This is a genomic window from Flavobacterium sp. W21_SRS_FM6, from assembly GCF_052119645.1.
Classification (GTDB): Bacteria; Pseudomonadota; Gammaproteobacteria; order Enterobacterales; family Alteromonadaceae; genus Paraglaciecola.
The window spans coordinates 70156-95607 of sequence record NZ_JBGQOM010000007.1 but is presented as its reverse complement, the minus strand read 5'-3'; the positions used below and the strand labels follow the sequence as shown (position 1 = coordinate 95607).

The 25452-nt window shown below is 41.2% G+C and carries 25 protein-coding genes; 16 read left to right on the top strand and 9 right to left on the bottom strand.

All coding sequences use genetic code 11. The features are described 5' to 3' along the window. Positions 1 to 10: 10 nt before the first annotated feature. Both ACEN2L_RS13010 and ACEN2L_RS13005 read right to left on the bottom strand, forming a co-directional pair. On the bottom strand, positions 11 to 658 hold the full coding sequence (locus ACEN2L_RS13010) for a DsbA family oxidoreductase (RefSeq protein ID WP_441744284.1): 648 nt from the start codon (positions 656 to 658) through the stop codon (positions 11 to 13). 74 nt (positions 659 to 732) lie between these two features. Further along, on the bottom strand, positions 733 to 1251 hold the full coding sequence (locus ACEN2L_RS13005) for a DUF2937 family protein (protein ID WP_441744282.1): 519 nt from the start codon (positions 1249 to 1251) through the stop codon (positions 733 to 735). A gap of 105 nt (positions 1252 to 1356) precedes the next feature. Here ACEN2L_RS13005 and ACEN2L_RS13000 point away from each other — a divergent pair, with 105 nt between their 5' ends. Both ACEN2L_RS13000 and ACEN2L_RS12995 read left to right on the top strand, forming a co-directional pair. Then, complete coding sequence (locus ACEN2L_RS13000; RefSeq protein ID WP_441744280.1) at positions 1357 to 1731, top strand: hypothetical protein; 375 nt, start codon at positions 1357 to 1359, stop codon at positions 1729 to 1731. 99 nt (positions 1732 to 1830) lie between these two features. After that, positions 1831 to 2430: a DUF2726 domain-containing protein gene (locus ACEN2L_RS12995; RefSeq protein ID WP_306021863.1), complete on the top strand. Its 600-nt coding sequence runs from the start codon at positions 1831 to 1833 to the stop codon at positions 2428 to 2430. Between the two features lie 74 nt (positions 2431 to 2504). Here the strand turns inward: ACEN2L_RS12995 and mdh are convergent, their stop codons facing one another. Continuing rightward, on the bottom strand, positions 2505 to 3443 hold the full coding sequence (gene mdh, locus ACEN2L_RS12990) for a malate dehydrogenase (protein ID WP_441744278.1): 939 nt from the start codon (positions 3441 to 3443) through the stop codon (positions 2505 to 2507). Positions 3444 to 3636: 193 nt separating this feature from the next. Between mdh and argR the strand changes: the two genes are divergently transcribed. Next, complete coding sequence (argR, locus tag ACEN2L_RS12985; RefSeq protein ID WP_306021865.1) at positions 3637 to 4101, top strand: transcriptional regulator ArgR; 465 nt, start codon at positions 3637 to 3639, stop codon at positions 4099 to 4101. Between the two features lie 60 nt (positions 4102 to 4161). On the opposite strand, the gene ACEN2L_RS12980 is transcribed toward argR, so the two are convergent. Continuing rightward, complete coding sequence (locus ACEN2L_RS12980) at positions 4162 to 5277, bottom strand: endonuclease/exonuclease/phosphatase family protein (RefSeq protein WP_441744276.1); 1116 nt, start codon at positions 5275 to 5277, stop codon at positions 4162 to 4164. 120 nt (positions 5278 to 5397) lie between these two features. Further along, the gene (locus ACEN2L_RS12975; protein WP_441744274.1) at positions 5398 to 8595 is read right to left on the bottom strand and encodes a TonB-dependent receptor; all 3198 of its coding nucleotides are present in this window, start codon (positions 8593 to 8595) and stop codon (positions 5398 to 5400) included. Between the two features lie 384 nt (positions 8596 to 8979). Between ACEN2L_RS12975 and ACEN2L_RS12970 the strand changes: the two genes are divergently transcribed. From ACEN2L_RS12970 to ACEN2L_RS12950, 5 genes are all read left to right on the top strand, one after another. Then, complete coding sequence (locus tag ACEN2L_RS12970; protein WP_306024269.1) at positions 8980 to 9885, top strand: PhnD/SsuA/transferrin family substrate-binding protein; 906 nt, start codon at positions 8980 to 8982, stop codon at positions 9883 to 9885. Next, complete coding sequence (locus ACEN2L_RS12965; RefSeq protein ID WP_441744272.1) at positions 9875 to 10816, top strand: hypothetical protein; 942 nt, start codon at positions 9875 to 9877, stop codon at positions 10814 to 10816. The genes ACEN2L_RS12970 and ACEN2L_RS12965 overlap by 11 nt, the downstream gene beginning before the upstream one ends. Before the next feature lie 228 nt (positions 10817 to 11044). Continuing rightward, complete coding sequence (udk, locus tag ACEN2L_RS12960) at positions 11045 to 11668, top strand: uridine kinase (protein WP_306024271.1); 624 nt, start codon at positions 11045 to 11047, stop codon at positions 11666 to 11668. A gap of 47 nt (positions 11669 to 11715) precedes the next feature. Further along, positions 11716 to 12924 (top strand): NupC/NupG family nucleoside CNT transporter, encoded by a 1209-nt coding sequence (locus tag ACEN2L_RS12955; protein WP_306024272.1) that lies wholly within the window; start codon positions 11716 to 11718, stop codon positions 12922 to 12924. Positions 12925 to 12957: 33 nt separating this feature from the next. Continuing rightward, positions 12958 to 13800 (top strand): 2OG-Fe(II) oxygenase family protein, encoded by an 843-nt coding sequence (locus tag ACEN2L_RS12950; RefSeq protein WP_441744270.1) that lies wholly within the window; start codon positions 12958 to 12960, stop codon positions 13798 to 13800. Between the two features lie 114 nt (positions 13801 to 13914). Here ACEN2L_RS12950 and ACEN2L_RS12945 read toward each other — a convergent pair whose 3' ends face one another. After that, positions 13915 to 15105, bottom strand: coding sequence for a tetratricopeptide repeat protein (locus tag ACEN2L_RS12945; protein WP_441744268.1), 1191 nt, complete (start codon positions 15103 to 15105; stop codon positions 13915 to 13917). Between the two features lie 83 nt (positions 15106 to 15188). Further along, on the bottom strand, positions 15189 to 16358 hold the full coding sequence (locus tag ACEN2L_RS12940; RefSeq protein ID WP_441744266.1) for a tetratricopeptide repeat protein: 1170 nt from the start codon (positions 16356 to 16358) through the stop codon (positions 15189 to 15191). A gap of 142 nt (positions 16359 to 16500) precedes the next feature. Here ACEN2L_RS12940 and mtnN point away from each other — a divergent pair, with 142 nt between their 5' ends. The 5 genes from mtnN (at position 16501) to ACEN2L_RS12915 (ending at position 19922) form a co-directional block, all read left to right on the top strand. Next, positions 16501 to 17205, top strand: coding sequence for a 5'-methylthioadenosine/S-adenosylhomocysteine nucleosidase (gene mtnN / locus ACEN2L_RS12935; RefSeq protein ID WP_441744264.1), 705 nt, complete (start codon positions 16501 to 16503; stop codon positions 17203 to 17205). 16 nt (positions 17206 to 17221) lie between these two features. Next, positions 17222 to 18181: a cobalamin biosynthesis protein CobD/CbiB gene (locus ACEN2L_RS12930; RefSeq protein ID WP_441744262.1), complete on the top strand. Its 960-nt coding sequence runs from the start codon at positions 17222 to 17224 to the stop codon at positions 18179 to 18181. Next, entirely contained in the window at positions 18124 to 19005 is an 882-nt protein-coding gene (locus tag ACEN2L_RS12925; RefSeq protein ID WP_441744260.1) for a cobalamin-binding protein, read from the top strand. Before ACEN2L_RS12930 ends, ACEN2L_RS12925 begins: the two co-directional genes overlap by 58 nt. Before the next feature lie 81 nt (positions 19006 to 19086). Further along, positions 19087 to 19515, top strand: a complete 429-nt coding sequence (locus ACEN2L_RS12920) for a hypothetical protein (RefSeq protein WP_441744259.1) — start codon at positions 19087 to 19089, stop codon at positions 19513 to 19515. A 5-nt stretch (positions 19516 to 19520) separates the two neighbouring features. Next, positions 19521 to 19922 carry a DUF2721 domain-containing protein gene (locus tag ACEN2L_RS12915; RefSeq protein ID WP_441744257.1) on the top strand — a complete coding sequence of 134 codons (402 nt, stop codon included), beginning with the start codon at positions 19521 to 19523 and terminating at the stop codon, positions 19920 to 19922. An 86-nt stretch (positions 19923 to 20008) separates the two neighbouring features. Here ACEN2L_RS12915 and tyrS read toward each other — a convergent pair whose 3' ends face one another. Beyond that, complete coding sequence (gene tyrS / locus ACEN2L_RS12910) at positions 20009 to 21208, bottom strand: tyrosine--tRNA ligase (protein WP_441744256.1); 1200 nt, start codon at positions 21206 to 21208, stop codon at positions 20009 to 20011. Between the two features lie 211 nt (positions 21209 to 21419). Here tyrS and ACEN2L_RS12905 point away from each other — a divergent pair, with 211 nt between their 5' ends. Genes ACEN2L_RS12905 through ACEN2L_RS12895 form a run of 3 tightly spaced genes read left to right on the top strand, consistent with a single transcriptional unit; the run spans position 21420 to position 24317 of the window. After that, positions 21420 to 22718, top strand: coding sequence for a peptidoglycan DD-metalloendopeptidase family protein (locus ACEN2L_RS12905; protein WP_306024281.1), 1299 nt, complete (start codon positions 21420 to 21422; stop codon positions 22716 to 22718). A gap of 13 nt (positions 22719 to 22731) precedes the next feature. Beyond that, on the top strand, positions 22732 to 23850 hold the full coding sequence (locus tag ACEN2L_RS12900; RefSeq protein WP_441744254.1) for an anhydro-N-acetylmuramic acid kinase: 1119 nt from the start codon (positions 22732 to 22734) through the stop codon (positions 23848 to 23850). Continuing rightward, a complete protein-coding gene (locus ACEN2L_RS12895) occupies positions 23847 to 24317 on the top strand; it encodes an Lrp/AsnC family transcriptional regulator (protein ID WP_306024283.1) in 471 nt (156 codons plus the stop codon). The genes ACEN2L_RS12900 and ACEN2L_RS12895 overlap by 4 nt, the downstream gene beginning before the upstream one ends. On the opposite strand, the gene ACEN2L_RS12890 is transcribed toward ACEN2L_RS12895, so the two are convergent. After that, positions 24314 to 25441 (bottom strand): hypothetical protein, encoded by a 1128-nt coding sequence (locus ACEN2L_RS12890; protein WP_441744252.1) that lies wholly within the window; start codon positions 25439 to 25441, stop codon positions 24314 to 24316. The genes ACEN2L_RS12895 and ACEN2L_RS12890 overlap by 4 nt on opposite strands. Positions 25442 to 25452 lie beyond the last annotated feature (11 nt).

Sequence of the window (25452 nt, the reverse complement as noted above, 5' to 3'; positions counted from 1 at the left end):
CCTTTTTTATTTAGGCTGTTTCGCTCGCAATTTGTTTTAACGCTTGAGCAAAAACAGCGGCAGGTTGGCCACCACTAATCAAATGTTTGTCATTAATAATAACCGCTGGTACTGACTGAATGCCCGCCCGTTGAAAGTGCTGTTGGGCCGCTCTAACCTCTTGTACAAAGTGGTCAGATGCTAAGACGTTTTTTGCTTCTGAAGTGTTTAAGCCCACTTTTTTAACCACTCCAAGCAGTTGCTCATGATCACTCGGATCACCACTGTCTTTAAAATATAAATCAAATAAGGCCAGCTTCAATGCTGTTTGTTTACCCTGCGACTCAGCCCAGTGCAACAATCGGTGAGCATCAAATGTATTGTAGATCCTTCCGCCCCCCCTATTGCCAAAAGCATAGCCTACGTCCAAACCGCGCTGTTTAATCATGTTTCTGTTTTGTTCGGCTTGCGTCTCACTGATGCCGTATTTTTGGGTAATATGTTCTGTAATTTCTTGACCTTCTTGGGGCATCTGTGGATTAAGTTCAAAGGGCTGCCAGGTAATATCAGCGTGAATCTCTCCTTGTAACTCACTTAACGCTTGTTCTAAAGCTTTGTAGCCGATAATGCACCAAGGACATGAAACATCAGAGACAATGTCAATTTTTAAGTTTATCATTTAAGGTTCTCTTTCATTTATTAGCAAATACTCTGGCTTGGCCGCCCCGTCGAAATAGTTATAGGAACAAAGTATTAAACTTGCTTAGGCCGCTTGAACTGCCTTTGCACGCCCACTAAGGCTGACAATAGAGCTTCGATTAGCAGACTTAACAATAAGGCTATTGCGAGCCCCCATAATAAGGCGCTGGGCTGTAAAATAAGTACGTAAGTATATTGCGCCATAGTCTGTTGCATAATGGTTTGGTCGTGCGCAAACACCACATGAAACGTGCGTTGAATCTGACCTTGCTGCAACATCATCATTTCGTCTTTAAGCAAGGCAACACGTGTAACAATATACTCAATATTACCCGCATCTTGCTTAAATACGGCATCGTCACTGGCTTTGTAATGATTTAACAATTTTTGTATGTCACCAGCAAAAAAACGGTCAGCCGTTTGTTGAAAACCGACAAGGTTTTGTCTAGCTTCTGACAACATCGCATCAACTCGCTTGGCATATTGATCAACCATTGCTGGTAGCTGAACACCAACCAACATACCCATTGAAAATAAGATAAGTCGTAAATAATCCCTAAGCATTTTCATCATTAACTTATACCCTAGCGTTGAGCTTAATACCTTTTGACCGCGCTTAAAGCTTGCTGCACTTTCTGTGAACTTCTATAGTAAAGCTTACCATTCATCATTGAGTACATGGCTTTGCTAAACATCCGTGCCAGTTACATTCATCTAAGCTTGTTTTTTTCTGTTATGGCTCTAATTGGCTTTAGCAATGCGGCTTACTCTACGCCAATGTCCTGCCCAACTCAATTTCATCAGCTCCCCTTAACGCCCTCAGCAGGCTTTTGTCAGGCCTTTGATCAAGAATTTCCGGTGAGTCTGTCTTACTTTAGCGCGCTTAAACAAGAGGCGGTCAGAGCCTTTTATGTGCAAGAATTAGGCTTACCTAAATCAGACTCGATTACCAAAGGCCGCTACTTATTAAACTACCATGACCGCCAACTCACCATTGTTATTTCGGCTGATGGTCAGGGCAGTCAAATCGATATCTTACTAAAGGATCAGTAACTTCCATTGAAGCACCCTGCTAGCTTATTGGCACTGTCTTTGCTACCTCAACAACATACTAAACAATGTTGTCAATAAAGTGGCAAAGCAGGAGAAATAATGGAACTCGTCATCATTTTAATGATTTTACTGATCATTGTGGCAGTGGCAGCTATCAAGTTAAATGAGCCTGCGCTGGCCTTTCCCTTTAAAAAGAAAGCAAGCTTATTCACTCCGGTTGAGCGCAGCTTTTTGATGTTAATTGAAGAAGCAGTAGGCCGAGACTATCGCATTTTGTGTCGGGTTAAATTAGTCGATATTTTGGCAGTGCGTCAAAGTACTGACAAAAAAACCAGCAAAAATGCTATAAGCCGTGCTAATTCACGCTATTTAGACTTTGTCTTGTGCTCTAAAGATGATCTGACCCCAATTATTGCCGTTGATCTTGTGCACGGTAATGGCAAAGAGGGTTATAAAAAGCAAAAAGACTGGTTTGTAACAGGATCGCTTGATGCTGCGAATATTCCTCATGTCAGAATTAAAGTGCGCTCAGGTTACAAAGCATCTGAAATTAGGGAGTGCATCGAAGCAAAACTCCCCAACAGACGCCCTAGCCAACTAAAAGCGCCCATCATGCAGGGAACCTTGAATATTCCTGATGAGCTTAAACAAAAAGCTAAACCCACACGCCCTGTTGGACGTAATCCGATAGCCGCGTAATCGTCGTTAAACACAAAATTTATAAACAAAAAAACCAGCTTAAGCTGGTTTTTTTATGACAAACAGCAAACGTATTATTTACCGTTTACGAACTCAACACCTAATTGAATATCACCGCGTAATCCGTCTAACATCGATTCTTTCGCGTTTTGCTCAAAGGCACTTAGTTCGCCGTAAGACAAAATTTCTTCGACACCATTTTTGCCTAAGCGAACAGGGTGAGAGAAAAAGGTTGCGTCATCGCTGTTGGTTTCAACATAGGTATATTCAACTACGTTGTCACCACGCATTGCTGCAACTAGAGACAAACAAAAACGTGCTGCTGCTTGACCCATAGATAAAGTAGCAGATCCGCCGCCAGCTTTTGCTTCAACAACTTCAGTCCCTGCGTTTTGAATGCGAGTGGTTAAACTGGCAACTTCTTCATCAGTAAAATCAACACCTTCAACTTGTGATAACAAAGGTAGGATAGTGGTACCAGAGTGGCCACCAATAACTGGCACATGCACATTGGCAGGATTTAATCCTTTTAAGTTTCCAACGAAGGTTTCAGCACGAATAACATCTAGGGTTGTCACGCCGAACAATTTATTTTTGTTATACACGCCTTTCGCTTTTAGCGCTTCAGCAGCAATCGCTACAGTGGTATTCACTGGGTTAGTGATAACACAAATACAAGCTTCAGGGCATGTGTCAGCAATCGCATCAATCAGGTTTCTCACGATCCCGGCATTGATATTGAACAAGTCTGAGCGATCCATACCTGGCTTACGTGGCACGCCAGCTGGGATCAACACGATATCACAGCCTGTTAGCGCGTCAGCTAGGTTGTCTTTACCAAAACCTTCAACTTTTACGTCTGTGGGTATGTGACTCAAGTCAACAGCAACGCCAGGCACCACTGGAGCAACATCATACAATGACAATTCAGAACCAGCCGGTAATTGAGTCTTCAATAACAAAGACAACGCCTGACCTATACCACCCGCAGCACCAAGTACAGCTACTTTCATAATTCTCTCCTGTGTAAAGCGATTTGCTAAGTAATTAACCTCAATTATAAAAAACTTACAACCAAGGCTTTGGGAAAACGCCTATCATACTACCTCAATGTTTTTTTTGTCACTCGATTACTCACTGAAACTATAGGCAAATTGCTTAAAGCGCAGCAATGCGGCAAAATAGCCGTTAAAAATCGAGGAAGCTATGGCCACTATCAAACAAGAAGCGTTAATTAGAGCATTCAAAGATATACTCAATACTGAAAATTTCGGTTCACAGGGTGATATTGTTGAAGCACTAAAAGAGCAAAAATTCGATAATATTAGTCAATCGAAGGTATCCAGAATGCTCAGCAAGTTTGGCGCGGTGCGGACCCGTAATGCTCGCGGTGACATGGTTTATTGCCTTCCCCCCGAACTTGGTATGCCTACTGCTAAAAGCCCTTTAAAGCAATTGGTATTAGATATTGTGCACAACAATGTGATGGTGATCATTCGTACCAGCCCTGGTGCAGCACAACTGATTGCCAGATTGTTAGATTCATTAGGGAAAAAAGACGGCGTACTAGGCACCATAGCCGGAGACGATACTATTTTTATTGCTCCTTCAGATATTACCCAAATTGAAACCATCAGGAACAAAGTCGAAGCTTTGTTTGAGAATGTCTAGGGCACCTTGGATAAGCCCAGTGAATAAAGCTCTGGGCTCCTAAAGAATAAGAAATACTTATCAAGGTAGATGAATATCCACCCACACCAGTCGATGATCTGACGATGCCTGTCTATCCTTTATGAGGCGAAATGTAAGCTCGGTGCTCACGGGCCAAAACACCCCAGAATCAATTATTTTAAGGTTAGCCGATGGCAATACATAATCAGCGCGCATGCCCCATTGTGCTGTGTGACTTTCCCCATGACCATTCTGTGGTTTCAGCTGCGCTGCACCTTCACTTTTGGGAATAGTTGACGAATTTATCAGCTCAGATGCCAGCAATGAGCCTATTCCACTTTTGATCCCATCACCTTCCACCGCAGAAGCATTCAGATCCCCGACAATCACAAACGAAGTAGCATCTAAACCGCCACTACGACCAACATCATCATAGATATAAGCCGCTCGCTCATCACCATTGATATAATCAACCCAAAATCGAATTTCATCATGATTCCGTTTACCATTACGATCCTCGATCCCATCGAAAACTGGTGGCGTAGGATGACTTGCTAAAATATGAATAGTGTTGCCCGCAACGTATATCGGTACATCCCAGTGAGACTTAGATGAGAGCCGAAGCACTTGCTGTGCTTCATCAGAAAACCACGCCTTTCCCTGCTCGTCTTTTATGCTATTCAAAAGACTATTAGGCATGTCTTTCCATAAAAAATGTTGGAAAGTGCGAATACGTTTGGTCTCAATGGGGAAACGACTCAATATCAACATGCCATATTGGCCCGGATATAAGCCGAACCCGAAGGCATCACCACCTTTTCCGCTAGCTATGCCGTCTTTGTCTAAATCTAATCCAGAGTCCACGCCGGTATTTACCGGCGCAGTGTAATAATACGGATAATCTATTGCTTGGTTATTTTGCTGAGCAACATTCAGATAATTTTTTATAAAGGCCTCAACGCCTATATCAGCAGCTTGGGTGTGGTCAAACTCATTCAGTAAAATAATGTCAGGCCGAATTATTTGAATAATTTCAGCAATATTTTTTATCTGCGAATTATCGCCGGATGCGAGACGCTCAAATAACTCATTACCAACGGGACGCGTTCCCTTAGGTAAATAGTTACTTGCTTCCATACTGACATTGAAAGTGGCAATTCGTAAAGTTTGACTCATTGCGAAACTCGAAAAAAGTAAGATGAAAAAACAGTAAACAAAACGATTCATAACATTCTCAATTTTCAATAAAAAAAGCCGACTTTAAAAGTCGGCTTTAACGTTTTTAAAAAGCTTTATTTAGAAGCTATATTTAACTCCTACACGCACTTCCCACAATGAACCGGCCACGTAGGGTGATTCATCAGCTTGACTTGGGTTAACACGGTTAATTAAATATGTTCCATCATCATTCATCGAAGCATCAACTACAGAAGCAACGTTGAACGGGCCTCTGCGTTGAATACCCCAGTCATCATTCAAGAAATTACCGAGGTTCTTCATAACGAAGAAAGCATTAGCTCTATGACCTTCAGCAAAGGCTGGCAACTGTTGATCAATACGGAAGTCGAAACGAGTAGACCAGCTAGATTCGCCAGAGTTACGTGGAACGATTTGACCACGATACTTTTCTAAGCCCGCATCAGAAATAAATGCGTCGAAATCAGCCATAACTGCATCAGAAGCAAACATGACATCAGTACCATATTGATCAGTGGTAGGTACGTACATCAATGAACGGTAGTCAGCCAAGTCTACGCCCGGGTTAAAGTTGTCAAACGAGTATGAGAAGTTACGACCCGCTTTACGGTTACCAAACAACGAGAAGCTTGTTTTATACCCTTCCATGAACTCAGTTGAGTAGCGTAAGCTCATAGTAAAGTTATGAGGAATTTCGTAATTCGAAGTGCCAACACCAGGATCGTTCTGATCAGAAGTTGCAATGTTAGTAAAGTTAGAGAATGCAACCGAACTCGTCATTGGGTTGTAATCTTTCGCTTTGTTGAATGCATAACCGAAATTAACATCTAAACCAAAATCATATTCTTTCTTCATAGCAAACGAGATAGTGGTCGCACTGCCGTCGCTTTTTGCATTAGTTAACAGAAGATCACTATAACGAGAATTACGGAAAACAGCATCACCATCTTCATCTGTTCCAATTGCGATACCTTCATAGATAGGACGACCATCAATGGTCACGGCACCACTAGGTTGAACCGCTAGATTAACAATTGTCGCTGAATCTTGTTTCTTGGTATACAGCAAGTCCGCTGAAAATATGTAGTCATCTTCAGTAACAAAGGTTGCACCGATGTTGTATTTCCATTCGCCAGGCATGTCAAAGTCAGGATCTACGGCGTTTGTAGATGGCTCTTGACCCAATGTAGGCTCATTAACCGCAACTTGGTCAAACATGGTTTGCAAAGGTGAATAAATTGCTTGCCCATTACCCACTTTAGCATTGTCGAAAATGCTTATATCATTTCTGTAAGCATCGATATTTGTTACACCATCATTAGAATAGCTATTTGATAGGTAAACGTTTGGATTGCCACCAGAGTACAAGCCTAAGCCACCACGGACTTCTAAGCTATCACTGGCTGACCAATTAAAGCCAAAGCGCGGTTGTAACAAACTAACACCGTCAAAGGTCGCTTGGTTGGTAATGTCGTAACGAGATTCGAACAAGGCATTTTCATTAGGCTTGTCACTACTTGATATCCAGTCATAACGTAAACCAAACATCAAAGTAACATCATCCATTACCCACTCATCTTGTAAATAAACAGCTTGAGTTTTATAAGAGAAGTTCGCTGCTGCATCATCAGGATTATTCGTGCCTGCTGAGTTGTTGTAATAAACATCATCAGCAAAACCTAATTCAAAATCATCTAAACCACTAACGCCACCTTGAGTGTTACGTCTAAAATCACCACCAAACCGGTACTCACCGATGGTATGTTGCATGAACAAGTTGAAAACATCTAAGCTTTCAAGCTCATAGCCACCAGTGATGGTATGGTCATCTAAATAATACGTACCTGCGATTTTAACCGTAGTGTTTTCCCAGTTTAAATCATTTGATTGACGTGAATCATCTGGACCTAAGAAGATTTGACCACCGTTCTCTAATGAACTGATCTGAACTTCACCAAATCCACTAGCCGCATCAGTTGAACGTTGTTCATTATCTAATTTGGTGTGTCCTACTCTAATTTCAGTAGAAAAGTTGTCTGACCAATCTGAATACAAAGAACCAACAACAGCGTCTAAAGTGGCACCTTTCTTATAATAGTGATTAGACAAAGTAAGAGTACTGCTACTTTCATCTGACTGATCAATTACGAAACCGTCGTTATAGTTATAAACTAAAGAAGCACGGTGAGAGTCATTGATATTCCAATCTAATTTAACTAATAGTTTTTCATCTTCAACTGGTGCAGAAGCTGGCATACCACCTGCGTCATAGCCATATACGTCTTGAGCAATTTGAATCGCACGATTGACTTCGTCCATGGTCACTGAACCATTAGTCAATGCGTCGTAAGTGAAAATCTGGGCACCTTCAAGTTTTTCGTAAGAAACGAAACCAAACAAAGTATCAGCAATTAATGGGAAGCCTACGTTAACGCCGTAACGCTTAGTAGTATAATCTCCACGGTCAACTGTTGAGCCTTCGATTTTGTCACCAGACAAAGAGTCACTAGAGTAATCGAAGAACGCACTTCCGTGAACTTCGTTAGTACCTGACTTAGTTACCGCATTGATGTTACAGCCAGTGAAACCACCGTATTGAACGTCAAAAGGGGCAATCTCAACTGCAACTTGATCAATAGCGTCAAAGGAGAAAGGCATACGAACAGTCGGGTAACCGTTGTTGTTCAAACCAAAACTGTCGTTCATGCGAACACCATCAACAGTTAAGCTGCTGAAGCGAGGATGGCTACCACCACAGATGATTGATTCTTCACCATTGTCTTCTGAAATACTGATACGTGGATCAACACGCACGATATCTTTAATATCACGGTCAGCAGAAGGCGCGGCATTGAGGTCCTCTAAATTAAAGGTAGAGCCAGGGCCAATTTGACCGAATTCGACACTGCTTATTTGAGAAGCTGTAACTGCGATACGTTCAATGTTCTGTTCATTTTCCAAAGCTACGTCAAAAGGTAAAGTTTCACCTAGTGTTAAATATACGTCGCTGACTGTTGTGTCTTGAAATTTATCTGAATCAATTTGAACGCTATAAGGACCACCAACACGAAGACCTTTGGCTGAGAATTGGCCAGCTTCGTTTACAGTTGCGGTTTTAGTCGAGCCAGAAGGAATGTGGATGATAGTAACAACTGTACCAGCTGCGGGCGATCCTTGAGGACCTACAATCTTACCACTTATTCCCGATGAAGTTTCTTGAGCCATCGCTGCGGTAGACATGCCGATTGACATGGCCACTGCAATCGCGATGCGATTGAGTTTAGTAGTTCTTAGCATTGTGTGCTTCCTAAGTGTTGTGGTTATCTTATTAGTTTAAGTGCTGCGTATTATTTGTTGTTTTTATTTCATTTATATTACTTTGCTGGTCAACAAACAACCAGTAGTACCCAATCAGCGAAAAAACTTTTATTCGTCATTAAACACTTACGGAACTTATCTACAAAATTCGGACCGAAGGATTGGCTTGTTTACGACGATTCAAATTTTCTCATAGCTAGTCTGCAGATCCCACGCTAAATAAAAACTATTTATTGATATTCATAACTACTTATCAATAGTCTTTATTTATCAAACAATTAGCCATCTTAAATAAACTTATCTATTGCAATAAGTAAGACTAAATGGTCAAATTATCTTAACTGGTAAAAACATAAAAAAGTCATGCCGTTTAAAATAGTTTATCTAAGCAAAAACAGTTTGTTACTTGTGACCATATTTTTAACCTTGCTAAGTGGTTATATGGGTTACCTGAATAAAGAAAAAATAATTGTCGAAATACCCAATTTAATTACTGAATCGCTGTCCTGTAAGACCCAATCCTCTACAAATAACGAAAAGTTCGAAGCATTTATTACCGATCAACCCATGGCACAGCAATTATTAACCAACCTTTGCACTAACCCCGTCATTAACCGGCAGTACGGTAAAGTTGAAGTTCATTGGAGCCACAACGAGCAAGAAATCTCTCAATACGTAGGTAAAGGCATCGCCAATTTAGCCTTGGTAAAAGAAAACGTCATGCAGGCTTTTGCGACGCAAGTTACGCACGGTTATAAAATTATTGCTCAATATAAAGACTACTCGGCGTACTTCTTTTCATTGAAAGAAAAGCCTCTTTTAACTAAAGAGTACCTATGGGGCAAAAGACTGGGGCTACTAGACTATCCAAGTAGCCGCTCAGGTCACATTGTACCAAAAAGATTGCTGACAGAGTTAGGCATCGGCGATAACAATATGCAAATCACTTACGTAAAATCCCATGAGGCGTTAAGAGAATTATTAGCAGCAGGAAAGGTAGATATCATTTCAAGTTTTTGGCAAGAGCAAGACAAAGAGCGTTTTTCGGCTAACTATATCACGCCAATCGAAACCCAAGTGAGTGGCAGCAAATGGTATTTAAAAATGGAGACCAACAATACCGATTTACTGTGCGCGCTGCAGCAATCCTTATTTGAGCTATCTAACGAAATACATTCGCAATATTACAGTACCTTAAAGCTCGACTCGTATGGCTGCAATACGACCACTGATGCTCAACCTGTGGAGCATAGTAACGATGAACCGTAAGCTATCACTATCTTTATTGTTTTTGGCTCTTTGGCTACTATTTCAAACGGCTTTTACCTTAGGTCAGCTTTATCAAAATAAATTAAACAATGAGCGATTTATTGCCAGCATTGAAACTCGGGTGGCTTTAGATCTATCTCGACTGAAATTAGCCAACGAAAAGTTTCGCACCGCTGCTGATCCTGATTCGATAGAACAATATATGGCACAAATGAACGAGAATTTAGCACGGCTTAATTCTTCTGCTCTAATCGTTAGTTTGCAAAATATAGACTTAGCGACCCTAGAGCCATCTAATAATGTGCAAAAACGTGTTTTAAAAAGTCCTGAACAAAGCGTAGAAATTGCGATTCAATTATTGCCGATAAATTGGCGGGACGGTTTGACCCTCATCGCACCTCTCTTTGCCTTAATGATTGCAGGTTGGCGTTATCTCACCCCGCCCGCTAAAAGAAGTAGATACAGATTGCCACAAAGCACATCTCCTGAACTCGAAGCTGAAATTCAAAAACTCATTATCAATCTCAAAGATAAATCTATTCAATTCGGTTCAGACGGCCCTGCTATTTTGCTACCCAATAAACCGTTTTGTTTTTATGCAGCACTTGTGGATTATTGTATTCAAACGGATGCGCCAAATCTAAAACACAATATTGACGTTCCAAATGAACTTATATTGATCGCTAACAAGTATTTTTATCGCTTAATTGAATTGGGTCACACAAAGCGTAAAAGACCTGACTTTGGCGCAAACTTAGACAAAACCTTAAGTGAAATCCGCTCGGCCCTAGACGAAGCTTTTAAACATAATTCAGATATGAAAGACTTATTTTATCCGCCCAAAGCCCAAGGAGAGGGGTCGCGCTCAAAAATGCATAACTACGCCATTACGAATGATCATCCGGAATTAGTAGAGTTTATTGGTAAGTAGCCTTAAGCAGAGCAACTCAACAATTTTACACTTTATCCACTCGTCTTTTCTTGACCAAATGGTCCATTAATCGTAATGTGACTTTCAGAGGCCACCTGAAACCACTGAGACGTATTTAAAATTCAATTTAATGCGCCTTATTGCAGCATAATTTCTACTCTTAAACTGACTTTTATGCCGTTCACTGGTATCTTTCGTGCAATTTCTAAATTTACATTTTGGAGCGGTATGTCTACCCCTTTAGTTATTGCAATATCAGGCGCTTCAGGCTCTGGAAAATCGTTATTTACAGAAAATTTACTCAAAGAATTTTCGGAAGAAGGTAAACAAGTGCAGATCTTGCGTGAAGATCATTACTATCGTGCACAAGATCATTTGCCCATGGCGGAGCGTGAAAAGAATAACTACGATCACCCAAAAGCCTTCGAACATGAGTTATTAGTTGAACATTTGAAAGCCTTAAAGTTGTGGCAACCTATTCAGTATCCACACTACTGCTATAAGACCCACACTCGTTTGCAGGAAACGGAAACACTTATATCTGCCCCAGTAATTATTATTGAAGGCATTATGTTGTTAGCAAGCCCACCCCTGCTTGAGTTGTTTGATATAAAGATATTTGTCGATACCCCACTAGACATCTGCTTACTGCGCAGAATGAAACGGGATATTGCAGAAAGAGGCAGAACATTAGATTCAGTAGCTAAACAATATGAATCAACGGTTAAACCCATGTACCACCAATTTATCGCTCCAAGTCGATTCACTGCTGATGTGATTGTGACTCAGGGTGGTAAAAATAGAATTGCTTTGGATGTTATAAAATCTCACATCCAACAAAGCTTGTTATAAACACAATAAAAATAAACCTAAAATTAGAATTATAAAAAGGACCCCTAATGATCAGCTTAATCGGTGTTGCACTACTCCTTCTTATTGCGTATTTGCTATCAGCACATCGCAAATCGATTAATTGGCGCACAGTAGGTGGAGCATTTGCAATCCAAGCAGTCATTGGGGCCTTTGTTCTTTATTTCCCGCCAGGTATAAAGATGCTACTCGCACTCACTGAGTACGTGAAAAACATCCTCGCCTACAGTCAAGAAGGCATCAACTTTATCTTTGGCCCTGTGGGTAATAAATCGTTGGGATTTATATTTGCCTTTAACGTACTGCCCGTTATCGTATTTTTCTCTTCCTTAATTACTGTTTTATATCATTTAGGCATTATGTCGTGGGTGATAAGATTGATTGGCGGCTTTTTACAATTTGCCCTTAAAACCAGTCGTCCTGAATCAATGTCAGCTGCAGCAAACATCTTTGTTGGACAAACAGAAGCACCTCTCGTGGTTAAACCTTTTATTCCCCATATGACCAAGTCTGAGCTGTTTGCCATCATGGTAGGGGGGTTAGCCTCTATTGCGGGATCTGTTATGGCGGGATACGCTGGCATGGGCGTTGAAATCAAATATTTGTTGGCCGCTAGCTTTATGGCAGCTCCCGGTGGATTATTAATGGCTAAAATAATTATGCCTGAAACAAAGCAGTTCAAAAATGAATTGACCGAGTTAGAAGGTAAAGATGAGAAATACGCCAATATTTTTGATGCAGCTGCCAGTGGCGCAGCATCAGGTATGAATTTAGCTCTAAATGTCGGGGCAATGTTATTGGCGTTTATCGCTTTAATTGCCTTGTTAAACGGGATCATTGGTTGGGCCGGCGGCTTATTTGGTATGGATGACCTTACCTTTCAAGTTATTTTGGGCTATGTCTTTCAACCTATCGCTTGGGCCTTAGGTGTTCCATGGGATGAAGCCAATATTGCAGGCAGCTTTATCGGGCAAAAAATGGTGGTGAACGAGTTTGTCGCTTACTTAGACTTTTTAAAGTACCAGGCTGATTTGTCGCCGCAAACTCAAGCGATTGTCATCTTTGCACTATGCGGTTTTGCCAACTTTTCGTCCATCGCCATTTTAATGGGGGGCATAGGAGCCTTGGCGCCAACCCGCCGTAAAGAGATAGCTCAACTCGGATTAAAAGCTGTATTAGCCGCCACCTTAGCAAATTTAATGAGCGCCGCCTTAGCCGGACTTTTCTTAAGTTTGTAAACATTTAGACATTTGAACAACAGGTAACGAAATATGTTGGAACTAGTAGCAATAGATTATAGAGACCCTGACGCAGATAAAAAATTTGTTGAATCACTGCATCAAACAGGGTTTGGGGTGTTGAAAAACCACCCTATTGAGCAACAAATGGTGTCACAAATTTATAAAGACTGGCAGGCATTTTTTAATAGTGAAGAAAAACACAATTTTGCCTACGACAAAGCAACCCATGATGGATTTTTTTCAACCCAAGTATCAGAAACAGCTAAGGGCTTTAAGAAAAAAGACATCAAAGAGTATTTTCATTATTACCCTTGGGGTAGATGCCCTGAAGCATTGAAGCAACAAGCCGTCGATTACTATAAAGCGGCAACTGACCTTGCATCAGAATTGCTATCTTGGGTTGAGAAATACTCACCGGAAACGGTCTCTGCGCTTTATTCACAGTCACTGTCTTCTATGGCTGAAAATAGCGAACAAACCTTGTTACGTATTTTACACTACCCACCGCTAACTGGCTCAGAAGAGCCTGATGCCATTAGAGCTGCTGCGCACGAAGACATTAACTTGCTTACTATCTTGCCTGCAGCTAATGAGCCTGGATTGCAAGTGAAGGGAACGGGCGATAGCTGGATTGATGTTCCATGTGATTTTGGTAACTTAATTGTAAACATCGGAGACATGTTACAAGAAGCATCAGGCGGGTATTTCCCGTCCACAACCCACCGAGTGATTAACCCTGAGGGAAGCGATCAAAGCAAATCGCGTATTTCTTTACCGCTATTTTTGCATCCTAATCCACAGGTTGTTTTGTCCGAAAGACATACGGCGAAAAGCTATTTACAAGAAAGATTGCGAGAGCTTGGAGTAGCATAAGTAATAACACGACGATAACGCCGACATTTGCTTCATCGGCGTTATCGTTTATCAGTACATATTAATAAGCAAGTAAACAACTCAACTTAACGCATCCACAGCCAAATTTGGATGTTAGTGCAAAATAGAGTTTTCATTGAATTCAGTTAAAAAACGTAATTTACTTTCATAACGTCTCTCGTCATTGACACTAACGGAAAAATCTCTGGCCAATTGCAAATAGTGCTCAGTTAGGTCCAACTCGCCTAATTCAAAATAGACTTGCGCCAGACCAAAATACACTTCATGTCTTTTTCGATCTAATGCCATCGCGTCTTTGAAATAACTTATCGCCTCTTTGTACTCGCCAGATTCAAGCTTTTGTTCGCCTAAGTTAATGTAAAAATAGGGATTGCTCGCGCGTTTTTCCTCTACCTTAGCGAGTATCCTATTGGCTTGCTCTTCTCGCCCAGAAGAAAGATACAAATAAGACAGATTTTCCCAAGCCGTTAAATTATCTGGATTAAGATCGAGGGCATACCGATAGCTCTCTTCTGCTTGTTTTATATAGCCTTTTAAACGGTACAAAAAGCCCAGATTACCAGCGGTCGACTCAAATGATTCATCCACTAACAAGGCTTTGCGAAAATAGGCATACGCTTCGTCTAATCGGTCATTAATCAGAGCATCAGCGCCTTTATTATTGTAAAACATCGCCATTACAGTGGACTTACTAAGCAGACGTTTTTTAAAATGATTACGAGAAGAAAGTGGGTCAAAGTCCACTAAGAAACCTTTGTTAACAAAAGGATGTTCCGTTTGCGCTGACTTCGGCGAAAGACGCAAATTTATGTGTCCATTGAGCATGCTAAATCCTTGGTTGCGCGTCCAGTATTCAGGAATATCGATATCTTGAAACTGCGCCTTAAACCCCGCCTCTTCTGCCAAAGCATAAGTCATGATGGATAAAGAAAGGCAGTTTGCCGCTTTTAATGTAAATGTATCATTGGCCACAGTGTTTGCGTTACCGTCGTACAGAATGTTAAAGTCGGCACGGTCAAATAAGGCGTAAACTAAGGCCTTTATCTGCTCTAAAGGCTCTTGTTGCTCACTGGTAGCACGTTTAACAAAAGCCTTCGCTTCCTCTTCTAATTTAAAAATATCTGTTTCACTTTCAATGATAATTTGATCTGAATGAGTGAAGCCTTCATCATACAAAATAGTATGCACATCAAGCGGGGCTCGACTGACAGATTGACAAGCGGATAACAAAACAGCAAAGCTAAAATGTATCAAATAGAAACTAGCGCGGTTAACAGACGCCATAATAATCCCCTTCTGAACAAAACCAAAAATCTAGTATCGAATCAGCTTATTAGCGAATGTACTCGTCGCAAGAAACCGCTCACTTAACTTGGTGTTGCTGACAACATCTGACGGCGTAAAAACTCAATTTTAGCAGCGTAGACATTGGCCTCTTCCTGATAACGTGACTTTTGATAAGCTAATTGTAAAAAGTGCTCACTGCGCTTCAACTTACCCAATTCGTAATATGTTTTGGCTAAACCAAAAAATACTTCGTGCAAAGTTTTGTCGAGGGATAGGGCTTTTCTATAGTGGTCAAGGGCAGAATCCCAATTGTGTTTTTCAAACGCGGCCTCTCCCAAACTTAGGTGGTAGAAGGGATTATTTGCACGTTTGCGTTCTAAGCGAGTGAATATTTCGGCTGCTTTTTCTTCTTGTTGAACATGTTTATACAAGAAAGCCAAATTTTGCCAGACAGTTAAATTGTTCGTATCAATATGTAAAGCTAATTGATAAGCCTTTTCAGCCTTTGCATAGTGACCGTTCAGACGATATAAGTAGCCTAAATTTGCCAGTAAATGCGCCTGTCTGGGATCAGCCAAGTAACTCGCGCGAAAATAAGCATAAGCCCTTAAATCGTCTCGGCGCAGTAGCGCATCACTGCCCTTATTGTTGTAAAACAGCGCGATCACCTGCGACTCACTGAGCAAGCTTCGTTTATCGTGCTTTCGCGTTGCTTGCGCATCAAAATCCACTTCAAATCCTTGCCTAGTTAACTCCACATAGGCTCTGTTTTGTTTGGGCACTATTTGCAAATTGATGTGTGAGTTAAGAATACGTTGCCCCTCTCTGCGGGTCCAATATTCAGGAATTTCAACATGCTGAAAGCGCGCACCAAAGCCAAGGTGACGAGCCAAGGCGTAGGTCATGATGGACAAAGATAGACAATTTGCCGCCCTATTTTCAAAAGTCGTCTGGGCTACAGTATTGGCATCAGCTCGATACAACAGATTAAAATCAGAATGATCAAAAATGGCGCGAACCATCGATTTAATCTGCTCTTGAGGGTTAGGAATATTTTTTACAGATTGTTTTGCAAATCCTTTTGCATCATCAGCTAGAAAAAAAATCTCATCGGGACTTTCAATTTTTATTTTTTCAAAATGTAAATATTTGTCATCGACTAACACAACGCTCGCTTGTGTAAATTGAGGGCTTATTGAAGCGCACCCAGACAGCAAGATAAGTAATAAAACACATAGCGCTATACGCATAATAACTGGCCCGTTAAGTGCGCTCCTTAACCAGCAGTTTTACTCCCAAAACGGGCCGGCAAAATGGCGCATGACATATGGTTTATAAAAATGTCGTTTCGTAATAAACTAAGGTCAAACAAATTTGACTCATTGAGTGTAGATGAAAATTGCAATTCTTGGTGCGATGGATGAAGAAATCAGTCTTTTACGCGCTTCACTAACAAACGTTACTGAAAGAAAAATAGCCCATTTAACGGTATATTTTGGTGAGCTTAACAATACCGAAGTTGCCTTAGTAAAATGCGGAATTGGAAAAGTTGCGGCTGCGGTTTCAACCACCTTATTGGTGATGGACTTTCAACCAGACTATGTGATTAATACTGGCTCTGCTGGCGGCTTTTCCAAAGAAAGAGTGATTGGAGATATCGTTATCGCAACTGAGTTACGCCACTATGATGCGGATCTGACTTTTTTTGGTTACGAGTTAGGACAATGTGCGGGCATGCCTGCCAAATATGAATGTGACACAAAGCTAATTACTTGTGCACAACAAGCAATGCAAAGCTTAGATCACATTGGATATGAATTGGGTTTGATCTGTTCAGGCGATTCTTTTGTGGGCAGCGATGAAGGAGCCGCGAAAATTCGACAAAATTTCCCCTCTATTAGTGCTGTGGAAATGGAAGGTGTGGCAATTGGCCAAACTTGTCATTTGTTGAATGTACCTTTTCTTGTCATTCGCTCATTGTCTGATATTGCAGGTGTCACCTCAACAGTGTCTTTCCAAACCTATTTGGAAACTGCCGGCAAACACTCAGCACAAATTGTAATGCAAACTCTTGCTTTACTGGCTAAGCAAAACTAATAGAATGATACCTTGATTGAATTTATTAATTGATCAATTCGGCAGCATTAACTTGCTGCCTTTGTATTCCGTTTTAATTGTGGTTTTAATAGAAAGACACCTTACATTAGCGGATAAATTTCACCCCTTAACCTTTGCTAAACTTGTTGCTTTGCGTGTAGCATATAAGGTTCATAGTAAAAATCCTGGCACACCCTTACAGCAGATGATAGCAGGCACACTAGCTCCTATTGTGCTACTTTCCCCATTTATGCTTTTGCTAGCTGTACTCATTTATTTATCAGAATACCCCATCTTTTTTGATAGCTTATTACTACTGCTCGCGCTGAGATTTACGCCGGTAATGATGAGGATAAAAAAAGTAGAACGCTGCCTAAAAACCAACAAGAAAACCTTGGCCAAACAACATTTACAGACATTGGTGTTAAGAGAAACCGCACAACTCTCTCCCTTTGGAATTGCAAAAGCAGCCATTGAATCCTTAATGTTGAGATTTGCAGCGCAATTTTGCTGCGTCATTGTTTTATATTTAGTTGGAGGGGGCTTGTTGGCGCTCAGTTATCGCCTGCTATTTGAGTTTTCACAATGCTGGCATACTAAACAAGGTAGTTATGCTTATTTTGGCAAACCCATTCGCTTGTGCTTGGCCCTTATTCTATGGCTACCAGCCAGAATTACAGCCCTGTGCTTTATTATAGGGCAAAACATTTCACAAGGGCTCAGAGCACTCACTCAAGGCAAAAACCTATTATGCAGCCGGTATTTTGTTTTAAGCTTGCAAGGCGCCGCCCTAGGTGTTGAACTCGGTGGCCCAGTATTTTATGGTGATAATAAAGTTCGATTAGCAAAATGTGGAGGCACACGCCCCATCGCCTTAGAGGATTTAAACAGAGCACTTAATGGGATTAAAAAAGCCCAATGGGTTTTTCTGACCTTGTGTTTTATCGCTTGCCTGTTACTCAATATAGAGACTTAGCCGCCTTGTTTACTATTAGAAAGAATGTTTTATCATTCATCATCATAAGTGCCATGTTTCACTTTTGCGCACAAGCTTCTGCGCAACGAATAATAAGTTTAGCGCCACATACTACCGAATTAATTTACGCACTTGGCATGGGAGAGCATCTCGTTGGGGTGAGTGACTACAGTAATTATCCACCTCAAGCAGAAAAACTCCCCTCTGTAGCAAACTACAATGGCCTCGACTTTGAAGCCATTATGCAACTTAAGCCTGATTTAATAGTGGCTTGGCAAGGCGGTAATAAGCCCCAAGATATTGCTCGCTTGAGTTCGTTAGGCTTTAGCGTTTATTCATCAGCGCCGCAATCCCCAGATGATATCAGTAAAGACATTGTGAAATTAGGTGAAACACTGGGACGGAGTGAGCAGGCTTTAATGTTAGCTAATCAGTTTAAGGCTGAACTCGATCATTTAAAGCAGCGTTATCTAACGCAAGCTAAAATCCGAGTTTTTTACTACATGTGGACCTCACCATTGATGACAATAGGAGCTGACGCTTGGTCGACTAAGGTACTTGATATTTGCGGAGCGACTCAAATATTTAACGATTCCATGGTTGCCTATCCTGAAGTCAGTAAAGAACAGGTCATATCACGTCAGCCCACCCTGTTAATTGCCGCTATGAAAATTAAAGAGTTAGATGCCCAACAATTCTGGCTGCCAACACATTCGCTGTTAAAAGCACCTGTTGTTGTGGTTAATCCTGATGAACTTCATCGCTTTACGCCACGATTAATAAATGGGTTAACTTCCATGTGCAAACAAATAAATGGTTTCTAAATAGAAATCTGTGCTATTTATCAATGGTGTGATTAAATTCAATTAGTATGACAACGCTAACAATTTGAAACTGGAGGATCTATGCGAGGTAATCTCAGTTATCATGATAAGTTTGGCCAATACTCTATGTGGACCGAAGGTAAAATTCTGTTTTGTATTGTCCATGGCGCAATTGGCGAAACCGTCGCGAAACATTTTCATCTTCATTTTTGTCAATTGGCCGATAATTTAGCGCCAACCCCTTGGGCCTACTGTGCCGACTTGTCCGCCTGTGAAGGCTATACTCCAGAAGCGGCAAATCGAGTAAAAGCATCGCACCAATATGGTATCAGTCGGGGGTGCATCGTTGATGCTTACCAAATTTCATCGCCATTGCTGATAAATCAGTCACAGAAATTCCGCGAGGCACTTGGCGTAGATACGCATATTAATGATAGGATCTTCAGTAATGATAAAAGCTGCATAGCGTTTCTTACTGCTGAGCTGTCAAAAACCCGAGATCATATTTAAGCCAAATGAATATTACCCTAACCACACCAGCTATGTTATTTCCTGCAATATCCTTGTTACTTCTTGCCTACACCAACCGTTTTTTAACCTTGGCATCGGTGATCAGAAACTTTGATTTAAGCCATCAAACCGACAATGCTCAAGCGCAAATTGCTAATTTACGCTCTCGTATTTTATTGATTAAGCGTATGCAAGAAGCTGGTGCCGGTAGTTTCTTTTTGTGTGTTTTGTCGATGTTAGCGGTATATGCAGACTATCAAGCGATTGGAAGCTCAATTTTTGCCTTTAGCTTAGTTTTGTTGTTGTATTCGCTTTGGCTCTCGGTAAGAGAAATTAGGATATCGGTAGAGGCTTTAGACATGCATTTAAGTTATTTAAATATTCCCATCGGGAAAAAATCAAAATAACTCATTGTTTTGGGTCTAGTCGAAATAACTCATTGTTTTGGGTCTAGTCGAAATAACTAGACCCAAAACCACATTAATAAGCTAAATTAGCTAAGCGTTACCCGAGCGAATTTGCGTTTACCCACTTGGAAAACATACTCAGCAGCATCTTGATAAACCAATTTGCTATCTTGCACTTTTTCACCGTCTTGTTTTACTGCGCCTTGTTTGATCATTCGCATAGCTTCAGACGTGGAAGCAACCAATCCAGCGTCTTTTAATAGATTAGCGACCGCCAAACCAGCAGTACCAAGAGCAAGAGTAAACTCAGGCATTTCATCTGGAATAACATTTTTTTGGAAACGTTGAACAAATTCTTCATGAGCCACTTCGGCGTCAGTGTCAGAATGGAAACGAGCGATAATTTCTTTCGCTAGCGCGATTTTATAATCTCTTGGGTTGCTACCACCAGCAACTTCCTGTTTAAACTCATTGATGGTGTCTTTGGGCAAAAAACTGAGTAAGTCATAATAACGCCACATCAAGTCATCAGAAATTGACATGATTTTTCCGAACATATCATTAGGTGCATCGGTAATACCGATATAATTGCCCAAAGATTTAGACATTTTTTGCACACCATCAAGCCCTTCCAACAAGGGCATCATTAATACTGTTTGCTGACGCTGCCCTTCTGATTTTTGTAGTTCGCGGCCCATCAATAAATTAAAACGTTGATCGGTACCACCTAATTCGACATCGGCCTTAAGTGCAACAGAGTCCCACCCTTGAACTAATGGATATAAAAATTCATGAATAGCAATGGGCTGATTATTAGCATATCGCTTTTTAAAATCATCACGCTCTAACATACGAGCAACTGTCTGGTTGGCCGCTAACTTTATCATGCCGGCCGCCCCCAGTTGCTCCATCCATTCTGAGTTAAAGCGAATGGTTGTTAATTTAGGATCCAGAATTTTGAAAACTTGCTCTTTATACGTTTCAGCATTTGCCAACACATCTTCCTTGGTTAAGGGCTTGCGTGTCACATTTTTGCCTGTTGGATCACCGATCATCCCAGTAAAATCTCCGATTAAAAAGATAACCTCATGACCTAGCTGCTGAAACGTTCGAAGTTTATTAATTAAAACAGTATGTCCTAAATGCAAATCAGGTGCGGTGGGATCAAAGCCTGCTTTTATTTTTAAAGGCTTGCCTTCTTTTAATTTAGCAATAAGCTCATCAAGCAAAAGAATATCATCTGCACCTCGTTGAATTTCCGCTATCGCACTCTGCCAATCAACCATCGTTTACAACCTTGCCATTTCATCGTACTTTAAAATTAGCCGCGCATTTTACGTGTCAACCTTTAGCATTGAAAGGGTTGAAACACTTTTTATGTGTTAATTGCTCAGATACCAACAAAAGATAAACTGTTCAAAAAACAAGCAACACCTAGAAAACAATTTCATTTCAGTATATTCTGCAGGGATTCAGTTAGTTTGAGCAGTATTCTTCGTGGCTAAAATCTCCTTAAAGCACTTACCCAAACCCCATAAATGGACAATTTCAGCCCTTGCTGGTGTGTTGTTAGTTCTCATCCTTTTTCCATCTGACCCCGTCAGCGCTTACAAAAACACGCCAGTTCCTACCTTAGAAATTGGTAAACGTTACGACTTAGCTGTTGATTTTAATAACTTACCTGAGGCGGAAATAAGTGCCTTTGATAATGCGATAGAGCGCAAAACCTATAAAGTAAAAAAGGGCGATAACTTAGCCAAAATATTTAATCGCGCCGGACTTACTCCGCAAGAGACCTATCGAGTATCCAAAGTAGAAGATCACGCCAGTAAGTTACTCAGTTTGATGCCGGGTGAATCATTGGGCTTAGAAATTGATGACGAGGGCAAATTAAAATCTCTTAGTTACATGTATTCTCCTACCGAGACCTTATTACTTGAGATTAACGCCGACAACAGCTTTTCAGGTCATATTGAATCTAAGCAAGTAGAAACCCGCTTAAATTACGCCCAAGGTGAAGTATCTAGCAGTTTTTGGAACGCAGGTATTAAAGCAAACTTGAGTGAAAATCAGATAATGAGCCTAGCTGGTATTTTTGGTTGGGATATCGACTTTGCTTTAGAACTGCGAGCGGGTGATAGCTTTTATGTCATGTATGAAGAACACTTTATTGATGGCGAATACATCGAAAACGGCGACATAGTGGCGGCTCAATTTGTCAATCAAGGTGAAACGTACACCGCAATTCGCCATTCAGACGGTAACTTTTATACGCCTGACGGGCGTAGCTTGCGCAAAAGCTTTTTACGCGCACCTGTGAACTTTAAATACATAAGCTCAAATTTTAACCCCAACCGTTTTCATCCAATTCAGAAACGCTACAAACCACACAATGGTATCGATTATCGAGCAGCAAAAGGCACGCCCGTAGTGGCTGCCGGCGACGGTAAAGTGATCGAAGCGGGATATAATCGCTTTAACGGAAACTATGTGTTTATCCAACATGGTGAAAACTATACGACCAAATACTTACACTTTTCTAAATCTGCTGTAAAAAATGGCGCAAAGGTCAAACAAGGCCAAGTGATCGGTTATGTGGGCGCAACAGGGATGGCAGAAGCGCCTCACTTACATTACGAATTTTTAGTCGATGGTGTACATCGTAACCCTCGCACAGTAGCCTTACCCAAGGCACAGCCAATTGATAAAGCAGAAGCTAAAGCTTTTGCAAGTATCTCTGCACAAAGACTGACGCAGCTAAATAATAATAAACGTATTATGTTGGCGATGAACTAACAGGAGAGAGTTTGTGTCGCAGTTGTATGTTGGCCTTATGTCAGGCACCAGTATGGACGGTGTTGATGTGGCTTTGGTGGATTTCTCTGGCCTTCATCCTCACCTCCTAGATTGCCAAACATTTCCTTATCCTAAACCGTTGCTGGAGGAGCTCCATCAACTTTGTGGCTCAAGTAGTGACGAAATAGTCTTAATGGGGCATGCTGATAGGGCGATTGCAGAAGTCTTTGCTCAGGCGAGTCTGCAAGTCCTTAGAGACAACTATATTCGTCCTGATCAAGTTACAGCCATTGGCTCCCACGGCCAAACTATTCGTCACTTCCCAGCAGGAAACCATGGTTTTAGCTTACAAATTGGCGATCCTAATACTTTAGCCGTAATAACCGGTATCGATGTTATTGCTGATTTTCGGCGTAAAGACATTGCGCTTGGCGGACAAGGCGCCCCACTCGTTCCTGCATTCCACAAAGCAGTTTTTGCTCATCCTAAGCAATCTCGCATCGTCATTAATATTGGCGGCATCGCTAACCTTACCTATTTACCTAAAGATGGCTTGGGCAAGGTATTAGGCTACGATACCGGACCAGGCAATACCCTGATGGACTTATGGTGTAATAAACACACAGGTCAAGCTTATGACTTTAAAGGTGAATGGGCAGCACAAAGTACGGTCTCAGGCAGTTTGTTAGACAGCTTGATTAAACATGACTATTTTTCACTTTCGCCACCTAAAAGTACTGGCCGAGAATTGTTCAACTTGCCTTGGTTAGAGCAACACATTTCAAAGAGTGCTAAAACCTATAGCCCACAAGAGGTGCAAGCCACCCTAGCGATGTTAACAGCGCAAACTATTGCCCAAGAAATATTACGTTTCCCAGATGTTGAGCAAGTCTATGTATGTGGCGGCGGGGCAAAAAACGAATTTTTAATGGAATGTTTAGAGTCGCTGTTACATGAGTGTGAGTTAAGCACTACTGAGTCTTTGGGCATTGATCCAGATGCTGTGGAAGCCATGGCTTTTGCATGGCTAGCTTACGCCCATAAGCATAAGATAGTGGGAAGCCTAGCAAGTGTGACTGGAGCAAGTCGAGATGCTGTATTAGGCACATTTTGCCCGGGCCACGAGTCATGAATCAGCGCCGCATATTAGATACTACCGATTTAGCTATTTTGGCACTTTTGTATGAAGATGCTCGATTAAATAATAAGGACATCGCCGAACAAGTAGGACTGGCACCTTCGTCGTGTTTGGAGCGTATAAAAAAATTACAAGCAGACAATGTTATTTTAGGCTCAAACCTAGAAGTAAACTTGCAACTGCTTGGCGGTAATATTCAAGCGATGATTTCTGTTAAGCTATCTGATCACAATCGCGCTACGGTGGTTAATTTACAGCAAAAGTGGTTAGCCTTACCTGAGGTGTTGAGCCTTTTTCACATGGGCGGCGACATTGATTTTTTTGTTCACGTCAGCGTGGCAGACACCTCACATCTACGGGACTTTGTATTTAATCAAATCACTGCGTTTAACGAAGTCAGCCATGTCGAAACGGCTCTTGTTTACGAACATACTAAGAGTATCACCTTGCCCAGTGTTTAAGGGCTTGCTTCAAGTTCGAAAAACTCAGTAAAGCATTTATATAACTGAGTACCGCTCAGCACTGAAGCTGAAGGAAAATGCAGAATAGCAATCACATCACAAGGTGCAACGATATCAGTTGTAGCGCGCTCATCTTCTAGTGTGTCGACATTTAACACCCGCGCTAATACTTGTCCTTTTTTAATGAGTTCACCAGGTTGTGCAAGGTATTCAACTATACCGCCTTGCTGGGTATATAAAATCTTATAATTATTTAAGGTTACAGCAATGCGTCGCATCAATTCAGGTTCAAAGCTATGACTTAAAAAACTTCCTTTAGCACTTAAAAAAGCCAAGATACTTTTAGCATCGTATTCGCCATCATTAAAACTAATCACCTCTTGGCTGCCCATTTCTAAGGTAAATGCTTCAACACCAAAATCGATAGAGGTTTGACGCTTCGCAGACAGTAATTCCTGTAATGTCCACCATGGGCAAAACGTTGCTTCGTCTAAAGCACCAGAGAATACATTAGGGATTAAAATGACATGAGGGATATTAAACGACATAGCTGCTTTTCTAGCATATTCAGGCACATAGATATGACGAGTCGATACAGGTCCATTGTGTAAATCCAACACAAAATCAGCGTCAAATGCCAATTGCTGCAACTTTAAATTTAAACGTTGAGCCAAACCTAGGCCCCACTCCTGCTCAAGTTTTTGTTGAATTTGTTGTTTTATCTGCTGACGAAATTTACATTTAATATCAGGGATAGTCTCATCATTGGTCACCTCCTGAGCAAATTGCTGAACGAGTTCTTCATCAAAAAAATATCCCCTGTTCCAATTCGTCCCATTGACGGGATCAAATCGTCCAAGGGTGTACTCTCCCGCTTTGATATTGGTGCCAACCGGATTACAATTTGGCACTAAGATAATTTCCCCACAGATAGGCAGGGTCTTTAGCCACTGCACCAAATGGTAAATCACCACATTTCCCTGCACTTCAGCGCCATGTATAGAACTTTGGATATACACTTTAGGACCAGGCAGCGTCCCAATAAATCGATAAAGCGGCACGTTCATGTTGCGGCCAGAGGCATTCTGCGCCACAACTAAGTATTCTTTGATAAATTTATTCATGTTTTGGCCTG

What these genes read in the sequence shown, in the direction of transcription:
- mtnN (WP_441744264.1), top strand. Translation starts at nt 16,501, where the DNA reads ATGAAAATTGCAATTCTTGGTGCGATGGATGAAGAAATCAGTCTTTTA.
- ACEN2L_RS12975 (WP_441744274.1), bottom strand. Translation starts at nt 8,595, where the DNA reads ATGCTAAGAACTACTAAACTCAATCGCATCGCGATTGCAGTGGCCATG.
- ACEN2L_RS13010 (WP_441744284.1), bottom strand. Translation starts at nt 658, where the DNA reads ATGATAAACTTAAAAATTGACATTGTCTCTGATGTTTCATGTCCTTGG.
- ACEN2L_RS13005 (WP_441744282.1), bottom strand. Translation starts at nt 1,251, where the DNA reads ATGATGAAAATGCTTAGGGATTATTTACGACTTATCTTATTTTCAATG.
- ACEN2L_RS12925 (WP_441744260.1), top strand. Translation starts at nt 18,124, where the DNA reads ATGGGTTTTTCTGACCTTGTGTTTTATCGCTTGCCTGTTACTCAATAT.
- ACEN2L_RS12890 (WP_441744252.1), bottom strand. Translation starts at nt 25,441, where the DNA reads ATGAATAAATTTATCAAAGAATACTTAGTTGTGGCGCAGAATGCCTCT.
- tyrS (WP_441744256.1), bottom strand. Translation starts at nt 21,208, where the DNA reads ATGGTTGATTGGCAGAGTGCGATAGCGGAAATTCAACGAGGTGCAGAT.
- ACEN2L_RS12965 (WP_441744272.1), top strand. Translation starts at nt 9,875, where the DNA reads ATGAACCGTAAGCTATCACTATCTTTATTGTTTTTGGCTCTTTGGCTA.
- ACEN2L_RS12920 (WP_441744259.1), top strand. Translation starts at nt 19,087, where the DNA reads ATGCGAGGTAATCTCAGTTATCATGATAAGTTTGGCCAATACTCTATG.
- ACEN2L_RS12980 (WP_441744276.1), bottom strand. Translation starts at nt 5,277, where the DNA reads ATGAGTCAAACTTTACGAATTGCCACTTTCAATGTCAGTATGGAAGCA.
- argR (WP_306021865.1), top strand. Translation starts at nt 3,637, where the DNA reads ATGGCCACTATCAAACAAGAAGCGTTAATTAGAGCATTCAAAGATATA.
- mdh (WP_441744278.1), bottom strand. Translation starts at nt 3,443, where the DNA reads ATGAAAGTAGCTGTACTTGGTGCTGCGGGTGGTATAGGTCAGGCGTTG.
- udk (WP_306024271.1), top strand. Translation starts at nt 11,045, where the DNA reads ATGTCTACCCCTTTAGTTATTGCAATATCAGGCGCTTCAGGCTCTGGA.
- ACEN2L_RS12915 (WP_441744257.1), top strand. Translation starts at nt 19,521, where the DNA reads ATGAATATTACCCTAACCACACCAGCTATGTTATTTCCTGCAATATCC.
- ACEN2L_RS13000 (WP_441744280.1), top strand. Translation starts at nt 1,357, where the DNA reads ATGGCTTTGCTAAACATCCGTGCCAGTTACATTCATCTAAGCTTGTTT.
- ACEN2L_RS12970 (WP_306024269.1), top strand. Translation starts at nt 8,980, where the DNA reads ATGCCGTTTAAAATAGTTTATCTAAGCAAAAACAGTTTGTTACTTGTG.
- ACEN2L_RS12950 (WP_441744270.1), top strand. Translation starts at nt 12,958, where the DNA reads ATGTTGGAACTAGTAGCAATAGATTATAGAGACCCTGACGCAGATAAA.
- ACEN2L_RS12955 (WP_306024272.1), top strand. Translation starts at nt 11,716, where the DNA reads ATGATCAGCTTAATCGGTGTTGCACTACTCCTTCTTATTGCGTATTTG.
- ACEN2L_RS12895 (WP_306024283.1), top strand. Translation starts at nt 23,847, where the DNA reads ATGAATCAGCGCCGCATATTAGATACTACCGATTTAGCTATTTTGGCA.
- ACEN2L_RS12995 (WP_306021863.1), top strand. Translation starts at nt 1,831, where the DNA reads ATGGAACTCGTCATCATTTTAATGATTTTACTGATCATTGTGGCAGTG.
- ACEN2L_RS12940 (WP_441744266.1), bottom strand. Translation starts at nt 16,358, where the DNA reads ATGCGTATAGCGCTATGTGTTTTATTACTTATCTTGCTGTCTGGGTGC.
- ACEN2L_RS12945 (WP_441744268.1), bottom strand. Translation starts at nt 15,105, where the DNA reads ATGGCGTCTGTTAACCGCGCTAGTTTCTATTTGATACATTTTAGCTTT.